Below are 17,360 nucleotides of genomic sequence, written 5' to 3'. Positions count from 1 at the left end.
GAGCGGGCCCGGAGCGGGGCGGGGGTAGGGCCGCCGCGAGGGCGGGGTGCGAAGCGGACCGGGCGTGAGCGGGCCCGCAGACGGGGGGCGTGGGCGGGGCCGGCGTCGGGCCGTGAGCAGCCCCGAAGCGGGCCGCGGGGAGCCGTGAGGGGTCGTGAGCAGCCCCGGAAGCGGGCCGGAAGCGGGCATGGGGCCCTGCCGGGTGAATAGGGGGCTGTGAATGCTGTGCCCCCGGGGCGGGATTTCCCGGGCGGGCGGCCGGGGCGTCGCCGTCGGGTGGCCGGAAGGGAAAGGATCGGGCCTATTTCAGGCCGAACCCATTCGGCCGACCCCTCCGCCGCCCCGGATCACTGATTTACTGAAAACGCTCTCGGTCGGCCCGGGGGCGGGAAGGGTTTTTCTCGTCACCAGGAAGTGGTGAGATGGGCGGCCGCGTCGTTGTGCGACGGCCTCCCGCCGCCGGTGCGGCAGGGGGACCGGGAGGGGGAGGGGTCGGTGATCCGCCGGTGCAGCAGGACGGCCAGGCATCCGGCACAGACCAGCGAGAGGGCCTGCCACCAGGGAAGACCGGCTTCCCGGGGGTGGGAAGAGGGGTTCGGCATCGGGTTCTTCCAGTGACTTTCAGGCGGGAGTGGAACCTGGCGGTGCCCGATCGGCTCTAGAGGACCGGAGGGCAGTGGGTCGCGGGGTTGGTCCACTCGGTGTCCCCCGGACGGCTCTCGCACGGGGCGGAAGTGAGTGCGGAAGCCGAACCGGATCCGGAGTCGGACGCCGCGCCGGAAACGATGCTGCCCGCAATACCAACGGCCAGCGCCGCCGCACAAAGGAACCGAGTGAACTTCATGCTGTTCTCCTGAGAAAGTTAATTCCGATCTGATTCCTGCCGGGTGTTTCTTTCCGGTGACACAAGAATCTCCGGCCGGGAACTCGGGGTCCAGCGGGAACGGGCCTCAGCAAGGTGCGTGGCACGAAAGGGAGGGGTGCAAAACATGGACAGAACCACCGATACCGAGGCATCCGCAGAGGCAGCGCCGGTGGCATTACCGCCCCCGCCGGCCTCCGGCCCGGCCGCGGCTCCCGGCCCGGCCGCGGCCTCCGGCCCGGCCGCGGCTCCCGGCCCGGCCGCGGCTCCCGGCCCGGCCGCGGCTCCCGGCCCGGCCGCGGCCTCCGGCCCGGCCGCGGCCTCCGGCCCGGCCGCGGCCTCCGGCCCGGCCGCGGCCTCCGGCCCGGCCGCGGCCTCCGGCCCGGCCCTGGGTGCTGCCGCGGCCTCCGGCCCGGCTGCGGCTCCCGGCCCGGCCCTGGGTGCTGCCCCGGCCTCCGGCTCGGCTGCGGCTCTCGACCCCGACCCGGCTCCCCACCCCTACCTGTCTGCGGCCCCGGCCTCCGCCCCCGCCACGGCCCCGGTTCCCGACCCGGCTGCGTATCCGGTTCCGACTTCCGCCCCGGCCCCGGCGGCCCCGGGCCAGGCTGTGGCCTCCGGGCCCGGCCCGGCTACGGTCCCCGACCCCGCTCCGGCTCCGGCTTCCAGTCCGGCTCCGGCCTCCGGCCCGGCCCTGGCTGTGGCCCCGGCTCCCGACCCCTACCTGCCTGCGGCCGCGGCCTCCGCCGTGGTCCCGGTCCCGGTTCCCGACCCGGCCCTGGCTTCGGCCCCCGACCCCGACCCGGCTCCGGCTCCCGGCCCGGCTGCGTATCCACCTCCGACTTCCGCCCCGGCGGCCTCCGGCCCGGCTACAACCGCAGTTCCCGACCCGGCTGCGGTCCCAGCCCCCGGCCCGGCCGCGGCTCTCGACCCGGCTGCGGCTCCCCGCCCGGCCCTGGCTGTGGCCCCGGCCTCCGGCCCGGCCCCAGCTCTCGACCCAGGCCCGGCTGCGGATCCAGCTCCGGCTCTGGTTCCCGGCCCGGCCCCGGCGGATCCCGCCCCGTCCCCGGCCTCCGACCCCGCCCCGGCGGATCCCGCCGTCCTCGGCCCGACGGCGATCCGGCTCTACACCCGGCTGCTGGAGGACGGCCCCGCCCCGACCACCGCCCTGGCCGCCGCGCTCGGCCTGAGCGAGGACCACACCGAGCGGGCCGCCGCCGAGCTGGTGCGCCACCGCCTCCTGGCCCACGACCCCGACGACACCCGCGCCCGGTGGCGGGCCGTCAGCCCCTACACCGCCGCCGCCGAACTGGTGGGACCGGAGGAGAACCGGCTGCGCCGCCGCCTGGAGACCCTGGAGCGCACCCGCGCCCGGCTCAGCTCGCTGATCCCCCTGTACGAGGAGACCTACCGCCGCGGGGCCGACTCCGGCGCCGTGGAGGTGGTCGAGGCCCGCGACCGCGTCATGCTCCTCATCTCCGACGCTGCGGCCCGCTGCACCCAGGAGGTCCTCACCGTCCAGCCCGGCGGCGGCCGCCCGCCCGGCTACCTGGAGCGCGCGCTCCCGCGGGATCTGGAGATGCTGGGCCGCGGCGTGCGCCTGCAGACCCTCTACCAGCACACCGCCCGCTACAGCCCCGGCACCCAGGAGTACGTCCGGGCCGTGAGCGCGGCCGGCGCCGAGGTCCGCACCCTGGGCGAACTCTTCGGCAAGATGCTGGTCTTCGACCGCGCCACCGCCTTCCTCCCGGTCTGGGACAACCCCGACGCGGCCGTCGTCCTGCGCGAACCCTCCGCCGTCGCCTTCCTCTGCTCGGTCTTCGCCAACGCCTGGAGCCTCGCCGAGCCCTTCTCCGCCTCCTACACCGCCACCACCTCCACCCAGCTGCAGCACACCATCGCCGGCCGGCTGGCCGACGGCGCCAAGGACGAGCTCATCGCCCGCAGGCTCGGCATGTCCCTGCGGACCTGCCGGCGCCACATCGCCGAGCTGATGGACGAACTCGGCGCCGAGAGCCGCTTCCAGGCCGGCTACCTCCTCGCCCTGCGCTCCGCGTCCACCGCCCCGCCCACCGGTGGCCCCCACCGCGCCACCACCGCCCCCTGAAAAAAGCCCACCCCGGACAACCCTGCCCCCCGAAAACCACCCGCCCGAAAACCACCCGCCCCCGAAAACCACCGCCCCCGGCACACCCCGCCCCCGCACGCGCCTCCCGCCCGGCCGCCCCGACCCCACCTCCGCCCCGACCCCCACCTCCGCCCCGGCCCACCGCCCCCGGCACGCGCCCGCTCACGTGTCGAAGCCAACCCGCCCCCCACCCTTCAGGAGTTGACACCAGAGCGGGAGGCGGACGGCCGACGACCGGGGAAAGCCCTGCAGGGACACGGTGCAGGGGGCGGTGACAGCGTTGCCATCTCGTTAGGGATTCACTTCTTGACGGCAGCGGTGCGGGCACGTTGACTGCCTCCCCTCGGCCGTACGGACACGGCCCTGTCAGGGAGGCTCACCTCGTGAACGCGTATCTGGGGCGTGCCCCCGTTGCTCTGGCCGTTGCGGCGCTCGCCGTCACGCTCACCGCCTGCGGCGGCTCCGACGGCTCCGGCGACAAGGGCGACAGCGGTGCCGCGGTCAGGATCGGTCTGCTGCTCCCCGAGAACGAGACAGCGCGCTACGAGAAGTTCGACAAGCCGCTGATGGAGAAGAAGGTCGCCCTGCTGACCCTGGGCAAGGGCAAGGTGCTCTACGCCAACGCCGGCGGCGACGCGACCCGGCAGAGCGCCCAGGCCGACGCGATGATCAAGGACAAGGTGGACGTCCTGGTCGTCGACGCGGTGGACGCCAAGGCCATCGCCGGCGCGGTGACCAAGGCCAAGGAGGCGGGCATCGCGGTGGTCGCCTACGACCGCTTGGCCGAGGGCCCCATCGACGCCTACACCTCCTTCGACAACGAGGACGTCGGCCGCGTCCAGGGCAAGGCCCTGCTGGACGCCCTGGGCGACAAGGCCAGGACCGGGAAGATCGTCATGATGAACGGCGCGGTCACCGACCCCAACGCCGCCAGCTTCAAATCCGGCGCCCGTTCCGTCCTGGACGGCAAGGTCAACGTCGGCAAGGAGTACGACACCGTCGAGTGGAAGCCCGAGAACGCCACCGCCAACATGGCGGCCGCGCTCTCCGCGCTCGGCAAGGACAAGATCGTCGGCGTCTACTCCGCCAACGACGGCATGGCCGGCGGCATCATCACCGCCCTCAAGGCCGCCGGCGTCAGCCCCCTGCCGCCGGTCACCGGCCAGGACGCCGAACTCGCCGGCGTGCGGCGCATCGTGGCGGGCGAGCAGTTCATGACCGTCTACAAGCCCTACGCCCGCGAGGCCGAGGCCGCGGCCGAACTCGCCGTCCTCCTCGCCCAGGGCGAGAAGATCGACGGAATCATCAACCAGGTCGTCAACAGCCCGACCACCAAGCGCGTCCCCGCCGTCCTCATCCCCGGCGTGCCGGTGACCCGCGAGGACATCCGCACCACCGTGATCCTCGACGGCGTCTACACCCCCGAGGAGATCTGCACCGACGCCATCAGAGCCGCCTGCGAGGAGATCGGCCTGAAGTAGCACCCCGCCCCGCAGACCCCGCCGCCCGACCGCGGCGGCGGGGACGGGACGGAGAACACCGCCACCCCGCCACACCCCAACCCCGTAAGCCCGTACGTCCTCCCGGCGCCGCGGTGGAAGGACGAGCCCACGGGGTCATCCGGGCCGTTCGGGAACGCACTGCAGGCTCAGCCCGGCGCACCGGGGCGCACCACCCCGCGCGCGTGCGCACCGAGCCGACGCAGACACCGCCGGGGTCGAGCAGATCACCGCCGACCCCGACCCCGACCCCGACCGTACGTACGCCCGAGCAGGTGGCCCCCCTGCTCCTGGCCCCCTGAACCGGGGGAGCGGGTCCTGGTGATGGAGTGTCCGGAACCCCGGCGCCCGGCCGACGACCGAACCGCCGGCCACACGGCGCGCCCGCAGACCACCGCAGGGGCCGAGCAGATCACCGCCGACCCCGACCCCGACCCCGACCCCGGCCCCGGCCCCGGCCCCGGCGGTACGTACGCCCGCGAGATGGCGCTGCTCCGGGCCGCACGGGCCCGGTCCGCCGTGACGCCCGTGCTCCTGGCCGCCGAACCGGGGGAGCGGGTCCTGGTGATGGAGCGTCCAGAACACCGGCGCCCGGCCGGCGACCGAACCGCCGGCCCCCCCCGGCGCCCTGGCGCGTCCGCACGACCCCGCCCGTCCCGAGAGCGGCGGCGCGCTTCTCCTACCCCCGTCACCGCCGGTGCGGCCGGGCACCAGGGGCATCCCCCTGCTCCACGGGACCCCTGCCCGGGCGGCGGCGACCTTCCCACCGCCCGGGGGCAGGTCCGGTCCGCGTTGGGCGGCCCTGACGGAGCCGGCCCGTCCACCGGGCGTCGGCTTCTCCGCCTGCGCCGGCGGGGCGCGCCAGCGACCACCCGCCGACATCCCCGACATCCCCGACATCCCCGGCATCCCCGGTATCCCGCCCCGGCATTCCCGGTATCCCCGGTGGGCACGACGGCATCAAAGCCCGGCCCCAGGCGCCGCCGGCACCGTCGAGCTGTCCGCCGACGTCAGCGGCGGCGGCCTGAACCGGGTCGTCACCGGCGCGTGCGCCGGCCGGCTGCTGCGCGGCGACGCGCCGACCGCCCGACGCGCCGCCCCGACGCGCCGACCGCCCGACGCGCCGCCCCGACGCGCCGACCGCCCGACGCGCCGCCCCGAGGCGCCGGCCCTGCGGGCCCGCCGGGCCGGCACCCGGCCACCGCGCCGGGCCACCGGGCCGGGCCGCCCGCCCGGACCCGGTGCGCCCCGACCGCCCCGCCGGCGCCCGGTCCGCCGGCTCCGCCGGCCGTCGCCGCCGACCGCCCGCCGGCCACCCCGCCCCGGCCGGTGTGAGCGACCTCACCGCCGCCCTGCGCGCCCCGTCCGCCCACCCGCCGGCCCGCCCCGCGGCCGCAGCCGCACCGAGCGCCCGCGGAAGCGTGAAACCCCTGCCCAGGCAGTCGGGAAACCCCCGGAAGTCGGCAGAAGTCCGCAGAAGTTGATGGAAATCCACCGCCCCTCCCACACCCCCCACGTGACGCACGCCACCCCGACCCCTCCCCTCCCGCCCCACCCAACCACTGCCAAATCGGTATAAGACGCCCATATTTCGCATTCAACTGGTTTTACTTCATATGCCTCTTGAGGGTGTGTCAGCAGAAAACACGCGGGGCATAATCGGCCCCGGTCGTCGTCTCCGGAAGTGCTCCAGCCATCGGGGCACCGACCCCCCTCCTCTTCGGAGCACCCCCGTACCGGACCGACCCCAAGGCGCCCGCAGATGTCCCTGGCCAGCCGCACCCGCCTCGCGGCCCTGCTCGCCGCCCTCACCGTCGGCGCCGCCGGAGTCACGAGCTGGGCCCACGGATACGGCACCGCCCCCGCACCGGCCGCCGCCCCCCAGGCCCCCTCCCGCCCCAGCGTGACCCAGGGCACGGTCCTGCAGGTCGTCGCACACCCCGACGACGACCTCTTCTTCATGAACCCCGACCTCAGCCGCTCCATATCCACCGGCGTCAAGGTCACCACCGTCTACCTGACCGCAGGCGAGTCCGACGGCAGGAACGAAGCCCACAGCCCGCACCTGCAAGACCCCACCCGCCCCGCCGACCACGCCTCCTACGCCGAAGCCCGCCAGAACGGCATACGCGCCGCCTACGCCGAGATGGCCACCGGCCGGCGCACCAGCGCCTGGCAGCGCACCTCCATACCCACCACCGGCGGCGGCAGCGCCGAAGTCGACGTCCTCCTCGCCCGCCCCGAGGTCAACCTGGTGTGGATGCAGATGCGCGAAGCCCGCAGCATCTCCGGCGACAACCCCGACAGCCTGCGCGGCCTGTGGGACGGCAAGGTCCCCGCCCTCGGCTCCCAGCTCGCCTCCGGCAGCCCCGTCCAGACCCCCTTCACCTACACCCGCGACCAGGCCGTCCAAGCCATCGCCAACGTCCTCGCGCTCTACCGGCCCACCACCATCCGCACCCAGGACCCCACCCCCGGCCGCGCCCAGCCCGCCGGCGCCTTCCTCGACCACCAGGACCACATGTACGGCGCCCGCTTCGTGCAGGCCGCCACCGAACGCTACGCCGCCACCTCCGGCCGGCCGCACTTCTCGGTCCAGAACTACGTCAGCTACCCCAACAGCTCCCTGCCCCCCACCCTCGACGCGAAAGCCGCCGAGGAGAAACTCGGCTACCTCAAGACCTACGCCTGGAGCGACCACCAGGACTGGTGCGGCAGCCCCGCCGGCTGCGGCGACCGCAAGACCGCGACCCGGCCCACCGGCGCCGGATGGAACCAGACCATCCGCTACAGCCGCGGCGAGTCCACCACCTGGATCACCCAAGGCCCGCCCGGCCGCCTCTACGCCTTCGCCGCCCTCGACGGCCAGATGGCCCACTGGACCCGCCCCGGCCCCGACGCGCCCTGGCAGGGCCCCCGCTTCCTGCCCCCCACCGCCCCCGGCACCACCATCGACGCAGGAGCCTCCACCGCCCGCCTGCCCGACGGCCGCATCGCCGTCCTCGCCACCCGCACCACCTCGGCCGCCACCCCCCAGGACTACCGGCGCGAGACCGTCTACGCCCTCCAGAACGCCCCCGGCGCCGACTTCGGCCCCTGGCAGACCCTCGGCACCCCCGACACCGGCGACCTGTCCGCCACCTCCGCGATCGGCGCACCCACCGCCGCCGTCGACGCCACCGGCCGCATCACCGTCTACATACGCGACTCCCGCCGCACCCTGCGCGCCCGCACCCAGAACACCCCCGGCTCCGACTTCGGCCCCTGGCAGACCCTGGGCGGCACCGCCCTGCAGGGCGACCCCGCCACCGCGACCGACAGCGCCGGCCGCCGCCACGTCTACGCGGCCACCGACCGCACCGTCCTGGCCTGGACCCAGCCCGCCCCCGGCGCCCCGCTCGCCGGCCCCTTCCCCACCGGCCTGCCCGCCACCACCGGCGTCCTCACCGCCACCGCCCAAGGCGACGGCGTCCGCCTCTCCTACCGCAACCCCGGCACCGGCACCGTCACCACCACCCGGGCCACCGCCACCGCGGCCGCCCCCCTCCTCACCCCGCCCGCCGCCGCCGGCGGCGAAGGCGGCTACGGCGCCGTCGCCGCCGCCGGCGGCGAAGGCGGCTACGGCGCCGTCGCCGCCGCCGGCCACCTCCTCGCCGGCCGCGCCGCCACCGGCACCGCCGCCGTCACCCTCCCCGGCCGGACCCCCGCCTGGTACGAGTCCCAGATGCTCTACACCGGCGCCCCGGCCACCGTGACCACCCCCGACGGCACCGGCCTGGCCGCCGCCCTCGGCCTGGACGCCGACCTGCACACCACCACCACACCCCCACCCACCCCCACCCCCGGTCCCGCCGAGCCGGCCCCCTCCGCCCCCTGGCACCGCGCCGGCCCACCCACCGCCCTCGCCCAGGCCGCCCGCCACCCCTCCGGCCGACACCACTGACCACCCCGGGGCCCCGGCGGCCACACCGACCACCGCCCCCAGCCGGACAAGCCACGCCCCCCGCTCCAGCCCGCCGGCCCATGCATCCGCCGCGCACCGCGGAGCCCGGGCACGATGGGGTGCCCCCCGGGCGGGCGCCGCGTTGGCCGTCTGACCGCGACGTCTCCGCGCGCGCGGGACCGAGAGACCCCCTCCGGCGGGGCACCGCCCCACGCCTCGGTGAAGGCGTGCCGGGCCGAGCAGTGCCCCGGCGCAGGCAGGACGAGCGCGCAACCACCGGGCACACCCGCGATCGCCCGCACGCGCCGAGCCGAGGAGACACCCCTGCCCGGCCCCGCGGACCCGCCCGCACCGCGCCCGGATCCCGACCCCTGCGGACCGGCCCCGGACCAACCCTGGATGGTTCCCGGAGCCGGGCCCGACGCTTGGGGAGCGGGGGCGGGGAGGGGTGTCCCCGCAGGACGAGCGCGCAACCACCGGGCACACCCGCGATCGCCCGCACGCGCCGAGCCGAGGAGACACCCCTGCCCGGCCCCGCGGACCCGCCCGCACCGCGCCCGGATCCCGACCCCTGCGGACCGGCCCGCAGGACGATCCAAACCCCGCCCGCCCCGCCGAGGGAGGGGCCCCGCGGACCGGCCCCCACCACGCCCGGATCCCGACCCCGCGGACCCGCCCCCACCGCGATCCGAACCCGCCGTGCCCGCCCTGCCCCGCCTGAGGGACGGCGCCGAGCCCAGGAGATGCACCTACGCCGGGCCCCGCCACCATCCCGCCCCACCCCCACCCCACCCTCCTACGGCTGCAAGGGCGGCGCCGGCAGCCCCCCGCCCTCCAGCGCCACCAGCGACAACAGCACGATCGAACCCGTCCACGCCAGCGGCGCCACCGACGCGGCCCGCCCCGCCGCGTCCACCTTCTCCGGCAGCTCACCGAGCCCGTTCCGCTTCGACAGCACCCACTCCAGCACCGGCCCCGCCTTCGCCGGCCGCCCCCCGGCCGCCCAGGCCAACGCGAAGAACGCCGTACTGGGCGTCCACGCCGTCGCCCCCCACGGCGCCCCCGGATCATCGCCCGGCGTCAGCCCCCCGTTGGGCAGCCGCAGCGCCCGGTAGGTGGCCTCCAGCGCCGCCGGCAGACCGGCCGGAGCGCTGTTGAAGGGCGGCGCCATGAACGTCACCGCGCTGTCGCGCCCGTGCCGCCCGTCGACGGTGCGCTGGTAGCCGAGCGGGAAGAACCGCGCGGAGATCCCCGCGGACAGCCGCCGCGCCGCCCGCCCCCACCGCGCCGCGTCCCCCGGCCGGCCCGCCTCCCGCGCCAGGTCCGCGGAGGCGTTGAGCCCGGCCAGCAGCGGCGCGGCCGTACCGATGTTCGCACTCGACGTCATCAGCTCCCAGTAGTCGGGAGACGCCGGCGGCAACCCGTCCGCCCCCAGCGACCGCGCCGCACGGTCGGCCGCCTTACGGACCATCGGATAGAGCGTCATCAGCCGCGCCCGCCGGCCCTCCGCCGGCGCCACCCGGTACCACTGCCACACCGCCCACGGCACCCAGCCGTTGGCATCGAGCTGCCACCGCCTGCCGTCGGGCGGCCCGGAACCGTCCAGCTTCGTGCGCGCCTCCCAGCTGCCGTCCCCGCGCTGCGTCGCCGCACTGTGCCGCAGGATCCGAAACGCCTCCGCGTCATGCCCGGTGTGCGCGAACGCGGCGCACGCGAAGCTCGAATCCCGCGGCCAGGAGTACATCCAGCCCGGACTCCACCCCGCCGCCATCGCCCCGTTGGGCCGCAGCAGCGCCCGCATCGCCAGCAGCGCCCGCGCGGCCGCCGCCCGCTCGGCCGCCGACCTGCCCGGGATGCGGCCGGAGGCCAGCCAGGCCCGGCTCTGCCCGACCTGCCGCAGCGCCCGCCCGTCACCGGCCGCGACCACCACCGACACCGTCCGCCCCGCGGGCAGGTACAGCCACCGCCCCGACGCCAGCCGCAGCACGTTGCTGCCCTCCACATACCGGGCGCCGGCGGCCCGCGAGGACGAAATCCCCTCGGCGGCCGTCACATTGGACAACACCCCGACGCTGGGGGCGGCGAACCCCGACAGCGGCGCATGACCGCCCGCACCGCACACCGGAACGGCGGTACCGGCCAGCACCGCCACGGCCACCGCCCAGCAGCCGAGGACAACGGGCATCGCCACTCCCTCCGCCGCACCGCATACGCGCGGACGCTGACCCCCACTCATCCTCGAAGACCACCGCCCGCCCCGCCACGGAAACCCCGCCGCCCGGGTGACCCACCCCCCCACCCCACCGCCCGCCCCCACCTCACCCCCACACCCCACGCCACCCCCGCCCCCACCCCAACGCCCCACGCCACCCCCCACCCCCGCCGCCGGGCCCGCCGCCGGGCCGCGCCGACCGGCCCCGCCCGGGATGCCGCCCGCGGCGAACCGTGCACATCATGGGTCTTCGCGGGCCGTGCGATCACCACAGCCGGCGGGGCGCACCGGCCGCCCTGGCCCGACGGGCCCCCGCTGCGAACGCTGCGAACGCTGCGAAGAGGTGGCCCATGAGCACCATGGCGGCCGAGGGCGAGGACCTCGTGACCCCCTCCTGCCCGACCGGCCCGAACACCGGCCCCCGCACCCTGCTGCGCACCCTCCTGCCCGCCGCCGCGGCGACCCTCGCCGCCGCCGCAGGAGCCCTCGTCGCCGTCGGATGCTTCCTCGGCCTCTACATCCGCCCCACCTCCGACGACTGGTGCGCCGCCTGGAAAGCCCGCGACCTGGGAGTCCTCGGCATCACCGCCGACTTCTACACGACCCAGAACGGCCGGATCACCAACGCCTTCCTCAGCGGCCTCCTCTACGGCGGCGGACCCGCCGGCACCAAGATCCTCCCCACCCTCATCGCCGTCTCCCTCACCGCCGCCCTCGTCCTGCTGGGCCGCCGCCTCCTGCACGCCCTCGGCCACGCACCGCCCCTGCTCGCCCTGACCGCCTGCGCCCTGGCCCTCCAGGCGCTCCTCTACCTCGCGGGCACCCGCAGCTACCAGGTCCTGCTGTGGGCCCCCGCCACGATCTCCCACACCGTGCCGAGCGCCATCGGCCTGTGGGCCCTCCTGCTGGCCCTGGCCACCGTCACCCACCCCCGCCGCGCCGTCCGCACCGCCGGCCTGGCCGGCGCCCTCCTCATCGGCTTCGCCCTCGGCACCCTGAGCGAACCCTTCGCCCTCGTCAGCGGCCTCCTCGCCGCCCTGACCGCCGTACTGTGCCTGCCCCGCCTGCGCCTCGCCGCGACCTGGCGCCCCTTCACCTGGTGCCTGCTGTGGTGCGCCGGCCTCGCCTGCGGCCTCGCCGTCCTCTACACCTCCCCGGGCGCCCGCTGGCGCCGCGCCCAGCAGCCCGACAAGCCCCCGCTCCTCTCCGCGGACGAACTGCGCGCCACCTTCGGGGACTGGCTGCGCATGTGGGACACCGTCACCGGCCAGTGGGCCTACCTCGCCGCCGCGGCCGCCGGCCTCCTGCTGGGCCTGGCCGCCACCCTCCGCACCCGACGCCCCCACCCCACACCCACTGCCGGTGCCGGTGCCGGTGCCGGGCCGGTGACGCGGGCCGCCCTGCTGCTCCTGCCGCTGCCCGTGGTGGTCCTGGGCTCGTTCGCGGTGGCGGCCGGCCTGCGCAGCGGATACGGCCCCACCGGCTGGACGTACGCCCGTACCTGGACGAGCTTCCTCCTGCCCATGGAACTGGCCCTGTGCGGCTACGGAGCCCTGCTGGGAGCCCGGGCCGGCCTCCGCCCGGCCGTCCGCCGCCCCGCCGCCGCGGCGGCCGCCACGACGGCGGCGCTCTGCCTGACCCTGGCCGCGATGGCCTCACTCGTCCCGCACCTTCAGCAGCTCACCACCACCACGGTGGCCCGATCCATCGCCTGGGACACCCAGAACACCCGCATCCGCGCCGAGGCGGCGCAAGGCGCCACGGACGTCGGCTACCGCCCCCTGCACATCGCCGGCCTCGCCGAACCCTTCTTCACCGCCGACCACGACCGCGACTGGGTCGCCGCCTGCGTCTCGCGCTGGTACGGCGTCGAGCGCATCCACCGCCGCTGAACCCCACCCCCGCCGCAAGCCGTCCGCACGGCGACTGCATCCTTTGGCCTACCGTTTTCTCCGCCCTGCGCAGGACGCTCCCGCAGCACCGCCGCGAGAGGGTTGACCCGTGCGAACAACCATCGGATACACCGTCGAAAGCATCGGCTACGTCATAGGAGCCCAGGGGCTTGTCGGCTTCGCCTCCCAGACCCTCTTCGGCACGCAGTGGGGCTGGCTGCACAAGCTCGTCACCCTTCCCCCCACCGCCTGCCTCGGCATCCTCGCCGCGGGGCTGGCCCTCGTCGTCGCCGGAGTGAAGACGCGGAAGGCCCCCGGGCGCCGGCAAACCGCCTGACCGGCGTGACCGCCTCCAGGGGACGGGCCCTGTGGCGGCCCCGCCCCAGGCCGGCCGCCCGACCCTCAACCGCCCGACCCTCAGGCGCCGGCCCGCCTCAACCGTCCGGGCCTCGGGCGTCCGGGCCGCCTCAACCGTCCGGGCCTCGGGCGTCCGGGCCGCCTCAGCCGTCCGACCCTCAACCGCCCGACCCTCAGGCGCCGGCCCGCCTCAGCCGCCCGGGCCTCGGGCGTCCGGGCCGCCTCAACCGCCCGACCCTCAGGCGCCGGCCCGCCTCAGACGTCCGGGCCTCGGGCGTCCGGGCCGCCTCAACCGTCCGGGCCTCTGCCGTCCGGCCCCGCCTCAACCGCCTCAGACGCCGGACCGCCTCAGACGTCCGCCACCCTCAGGCGCCGGGACGCCTCAGCCGCCGTGCCGCCTCAGACCCCGACCCGCCTCAGACGTCCGGGCCTCAACCGCCCGCCGCGCCTCAGGCGCCGGGACGGCTCAGCCGCCCGCCACGCCTCAGCCGCCGTGCCGCCTCAGGTGTCCGGGCGGCTGAGGCGGGCCGGGCGGCACCTCGGGGTCGGTCGCCAGCCGCGCGTGCAGCTCGACGTCGTAGCGGACACCGTCGTACTCGAGCTTGCGCCGCTGGACCCCTTCGACCGCGAAGCCCGCAGCCCGGGCCACCGCGCACGAAGCCGGGTTGTCGACCCGATGGCCCAGCTCCAGCCGGAACAGCCCGGCGTCCTCGAACGCCCAGGCCGCCACCGCGCGGCAGCCGCTCGACGCGACACCCCGCCCGCGGGCCGCCGCAGTCGTCCAGTACGAGACCCACCCGGTGCCGTGACGCCGCTCGACGGCACCGACCGCGACATGCCCCAGCACCACGTCCGCACCGTCGACGACCGCGAACGCGAATCCCGACCCCGCATCCCACTGCTCCATCCGGGCCGCCAGCCAGCGCCGCGCCGCCGGCAGCGTCACCACCGGCTCGGCGGACTGTCGCGACATCACCGGCTCGGCGAACGCCGCCAGCACCGCCCCGGCATCCGCCGGCACCCAACGCCGCAGCCGCAGACCCGGGGACACTTCCAGACACTCACGCACCCGCCGCAGTCTTCCCCCACCCCGCAGTCACCGGCCACCCATTAACCACCGGCCCGGCTCCGACCCCGGCACCGGACGCCAGCCCCCCCGACCCCGGCCCGGCCCCGACCAACCGACCCGACCCGGCCCCGGCGGCCCGACCCCGACCCCGGCCCGACTCGGCCCCGGCGGGTTGACCTGGCTCCGGCGGGCCGACCCGGCCCCGGCCCGCCCGACCCGGACGCCGCCCCGGCCCGGACGCCGACCCCGACCCGGCCCGGACGCCGGCCCCGGCGGCCGGGTCAGGACTCGCGGTCCATCACCCGGCGGGCGGCCTCGGCCTCCGCCGCGGGCGGAGAGAGCTCATCGAGGGTGTCGAGCTCGTCGTCCGAGCCCAGCTCCTCCTCCCAGGCGGCCGCCAGCCGCTCCTGCTCCGCACGCGGCCTGCCCGCGACGTCCTGACGCCGGTGCGGCTCCAGAGCCGCGAGGAAACGCCCGACCGCGTCGTCCGTCGGCATGCCGTACTCCTACTCGCCGTGGGATGGGGGAGAGGGCGCCGGCCCCGATGCCGCGCCCGGCCCAGCATCGCCAACCGGGCCCCCGCCACCGGCCCGACACGGCACGCCGCCACCCGAATGCACGCGCCCGCACACCCCCGCACACCCCACACCCCCGCACACCCCACCCCCGCCTGCGCGCACGGGTACGGCGTGCCACGGCCCCGGCCATGACACGCCGCACCCCTTTCATCCGGCGGTCACCGTCCCCGTGGGGGTGACCGCCGGGCGGGATCAGCCGCGGTGCTGGTGCTGGTGTCCGCGGCGGCCCCAGGACTCGGTGTCGATGACGTTGCCGCGGTTGTCGCGGAGGGTGGCGGTGTCGCGGTCGTTCCAGATCTGCCGGCTGCGGTCCTGGTAGAGGTCGTGGCGGGTGTCGCGGCCCTGTCCGGTGTGGACCTTGACGGCGGAGCGGCCGTCCAGGCGGAAGTCGGGGAAGCGGTAGCGGTTGCCCTGCTGGTCGGTGAGGGTGAAGCCGCGGAGGTTGACGCTGTGGCGGCCGGTGTTCTTGATCTCGACCCATTCGCGGTTCAGGGCGCGGTTGGAGCGGTCGTGGCGGGCGGGGCTGTCGTACTGGACGTCGCCGATGGCGAGGGAGGAGCGGGAGTGGGGGCCGCGGTGGTCGCGGCGGTGGTCGTCGGCCGCGGCGGGCAGGGCGGCGGCGCCGATCAGGGTGCCGGCGGCCAGAAGGGCGGCGAGGGCGCGGCGGGCGGCGGGGGAAGCAGACATGGAGGACGGACCCCTTCGACTTCAATGGGCGGCCCGCACCGGCACCCCGCACAGGTGGGTGCGAACGTGCGTGCCGGTCGGGCTCGAAACGGTTCCCGGCGTCAGGCCGAGGAGCCACACTCTGGCCCCCCGCCACACCCGGACACCGCCCCTCCACCCCGTGTTTCCCAATCCGGATATGTCCGTAACTCTCCCTTGTAACGGGCAACCGTCAAACCCGGATTGACGCCCCGGACCCCGCGCGCCGCCCCCCACCGGTGGGAGATCTGCCAAGCAGCCCTCCCCGCCTCCCGCCCCCGCCCCCGGCCACCACTCACGCCCCTGCGCCGAACGGGTTCAAGCCCCTGTAACAGCCGCCCCCGCCATCCCTTCGCACACACCTGCGCAAACGATTCCGGCGTACGAGGAAACCACCCGCCTACGCCGACACCGCCGGCGCCGTCGCCGCCCCCCAGTACTTCCTGACCAGCTCATAGGAGGCGATCCGGTCACCCAGGTCATAGACGGGCGTGGCCAGCATCAACTCCTGCGCCCCGGTCTCCGCGGCCAGCTGCGCCAGCCGCCCCACCACCACCTCCGGATCCCCGACCGCCTGCTGCGCACGGAAACCGTCCAGCGCCTGCCGCTCCTGCTCCGTGAAGGGGTGGGCGGCCGCCTGCGCGGGCGTCGGGAACGGCGTCTGGCTCAACCCCTTCACCAGCCCGGCCTTGACCACGTTCATCGGACCCGCCCGCCACACGGCCTCCTCCTGCGTCGGCGCGCACACCGTCTCCACGCACAAAAGCACCCGGGGCCGCTCGCACCAGCGGGACGCAGTGAACGCCGCCCGGTAACCCTCCACCGCCGCAAGGGTGTTCTCCGGCCGGATGTGGTGCGCGATCGCAACCGGCAGACCCAGCGCCGCGCCGAGAGCGGCCCCCGCGGTACTGGAAACCAGCAGCCACGGCTCCGGCAGCGGACCGAGCGCGACCTCCTCCACCAGGAACGACAGGACCGCGGCCACGTCCTGCCGGTACTCCGCGTCCGTCGCCGGCCCGGCCCCCCGGCGCAGCGCCCGGGCGATGGCCTCGTCGAACGTCCCCGGACCGCGGCCGATGCCCAGATCGATACGGTCCTCGTGCAGGGCGGCCAGCGTCCCGAACTGCTCCGCCACCGTGAGGGGCGCGTGGTTGGGGGCCAGCACCCCGCCCGACCCGAGACGGATCACCGAGGTCGAGGCGGCGGCGTGCGCCGTCAGCACGACCGGCGGGAACGCACCGATCGCGGGGGAGTGGTGGTGCTCCGCGTACCAGAGGCGGCGGTAGCCCAGCCGCTCCATTGCCCGGGCGAAGGCAGCGGTGTCCCGCAGGGTGTCCACGGCGCGGGTGCCCGTCTGCACCATCGCGACTTCCAGCGCTGAAAGAGGTATGTCGAGCATGCCGTCAGCATAGGGATCACACCTCCCCGCGACCGCCCCGATGATCGTTTTCACGCCACCGCGGACGGACACCCCCGACCGCCGGATTTCCGACTAACCCGTATCCGTAAAAACGTCAAGCCCCGAATTCCCGGAACGTGACCGGCAGTGCGGCGGACGGGCTTACTGGTTATGCGCCTCACCGACAAGGAAACGAGGTCGCGGATGCGGCGGAAACAAGCCCCGCATCGCAAAGGCCCCGAATTTCCCCGAGCCCGTTCAGGGCCCGATCCGATCAGGAGAAACACCATGAACCGTAAGTTCGAGACGTCCGAGACCCCCCGCCCCAAGCGTCGAGGCTTCCGCCTCGCCACCGCCGTCGCGGCCGCCGCGATCACCGGCGGAATCCTCATCCCGACGTCTTCCGCGATGGCGGCCCCCACCACGTCGGTAGAGAGCGTCGTCAGCCACAACAAGCACGACCACAAGAAGCACGACCACAAGAACAAGCACGACCACAAGAAGCACGACCACAAGAAGCACGACGGCAAGAAGAAGAAGCACAACAAGGGCGGCAACACCCAGGGCGGTACGCAGGGTGGTGGCAACGGCAACACCCAGGGCGGTACGCAGGGTGGTGGCAACGGCAACACCCAGGGCGGTACGCAGGGTGGTGGCAACGGCAACACCCAGGGCGGTACGCAGGGTGGTGGCAACGGCAACACCCAGGGCGGTACGCA

General features: G+C 75.7%; 12 protein-coding genes. 6 read left to right on the top strand and 6 right to left on the bottom strand.

From position 1 onward, the window contains the following. Window positions 1-404 precede the first annotated feature (404 nt). Window positions 405-602 (bottom strand): hypothetical protein, encoded by a 198-nt coding sequence (locus ACZ3X1_RS36000; protein WP_467283596.1) that lies wholly within the window; start codon window positions 600-602, stop codon window positions 405-407. A 432-nt stretch (window positions 603-1,034) separates the two neighbouring features. On the opposite strand from ACZ3X1_RS36000, the gene ACZ3X1_RS35995 reads away from it, so the two are divergent. The 3 genes from ACZ3X1_RS35995 to ACZ3X1_RS35985 all read left to right on the top strand — a co-directional run bounded on the left by ACZ3X1_RS35995 (window position 1,035) and on the right by ACZ3X1_RS35985 (window position 8,429). After that, window positions 1,035-2,966, top strand: a complete 1,932-nt coding sequence (locus tag ACZ3X1_RS35995; protein WP_467283593.1) for a hypothetical protein — start codon at window positions 1,035-1,037, stop codon at window positions 2,964-2,966. A gap of 404 nt (window positions 2,967-3,370) precedes the next feature. Then, complete coding sequence (locus tag ACZ3X1_RS35990) at window positions 3,371-4,468, top strand: sugar ABC transporter substrate-binding protein (RefSeq protein WP_467283591.1); 1,098 nt, start codon at window positions 3,371-3,373, stop codon at window positions 4,466-4,468. A 1,780-nt stretch (window positions 4,469-6,248) separates the two neighbouring features. Beyond that, complete coding sequence (locus tag ACZ3X1_RS35985) at window positions 6,249-8,429, top strand: PIG-L family deacetylase (protein WP_467283589.1); 2,181 nt, start codon at window positions 6,249-6,251, stop codon at window positions 8,427-8,429. A 796-nt stretch (window positions 8,430-9,225) separates the two neighbouring features. On the opposite strand, the gene ACZ3X1_RS35980 is transcribed toward ACZ3X1_RS35985, so the two are convergent. Beyond that, window positions 9,226-10,614 carry a glycoside hydrolase family 15 protein gene (locus ACZ3X1_RS35980; RefSeq protein ID WP_467283587.1) on the bottom strand — a complete coding sequence of 463 codons (1,389 nt, stop codon included), beginning with the start codon at window positions 10,612-10,614 and terminating at the stop codon, window positions 9,226-9,228. A 377-nt stretch (window positions 10,615-10,991) separates the two neighbouring features. On the opposite strand from ACZ3X1_RS35980, the gene ACZ3X1_RS35975 reads away from it, so the two are divergent. Together ACZ3X1_RS35975 and ACZ3X1_RS35970 are read left to right on the top strand one after the other, a co-directional pair. Next, window positions 10,992-12,533, top strand: a complete 1,542-nt coding sequence (locus ACZ3X1_RS35975; RefSeq protein WP_467283585.1) for a DUF6056 family protein — start codon at window positions 10,992-10,994, stop codon at window positions 12,531-12,533. A 109-nt stretch (window positions 12,534-12,642) separates the two neighbouring features. Beyond that, window positions 12,643-12,870 (top strand): hypothetical protein, encoded by a 228-nt coding sequence (locus ACZ3X1_RS35970; RefSeq protein WP_356815853.1) that lies wholly within the window; start codon window positions 12,643-12,645, stop codon window positions 12,868-12,870. Between the two features lie 504 nt (window positions 12,871-13,374). Here ACZ3X1_RS35970 and ACZ3X1_RS35965 read toward each other — a convergent pair. The 4 genes from ACZ3X1_RS35965 to ACZ3X1_RS35950 form a co-directional block, all read right to left on the bottom strand. Next, window positions 13,375-13,959 carry a GNAT family N-acetyltransferase gene (locus tag ACZ3X1_RS35965; RefSeq protein ID WP_467283582.1) on the bottom strand — a complete coding sequence of 195 codons (585 nt, stop codon included), beginning with the start codon at window positions 13,957-13,959 and terminating at the stop codon, window positions 13,375-13,377. Window positions 13,960-14,240: 281 nt separating this feature from the next. Continuing rightward, window positions 14,241-14,456 carry a hypothetical protein gene (locus ACZ3X1_RS35960; RefSeq protein ID WP_362635600.1) on the bottom strand — a complete coding sequence of 72 codons (216 nt, stop codon included), beginning with the start codon at window positions 14,454-14,456 and terminating at the stop codon, window positions 14,241-14,243. Between the two features lie 273 nt (window positions 14,457-14,729). Next, window positions 14,730-15,224, bottom strand: coding sequence for a lamin tail domain-containing protein (locus tag ACZ3X1_RS35955; protein WP_467283580.1), 495 nt, complete (start codon window positions 15,222-15,224; stop codon window positions 14,730-14,732). Between the two features lie 418 nt (window positions 15,225-15,642). Continuing rightward, window positions 15,643-16,641, bottom strand: coding sequence for an MsnO8 family LLM class oxidoreductase (locus tag ACZ3X1_RS35950; protein ID WP_467283578.1), 999 nt, complete (start codon window positions 16,639-16,641; stop codon window positions 15,643-15,645). Between the two features lie 288 nt (window positions 16,642-16,929). Here ACZ3X1_RS35950 and ACZ3X1_RS35945 point away from each other — a divergent pair. Next, the coding region (locus ACZ3X1_RS35945) for a hypothetical protein (RefSeq protein WP_467283576.1) at window positions 16,930-17,360 on the top strand (431 nt) is incomplete at its 3' end.

Source organism: Streptomyces sp. NPDC023541 (assembly GCF_055559995.1).
This window is presented reverse-complemented; position numbering and strand designations above follow the sequence as displayed.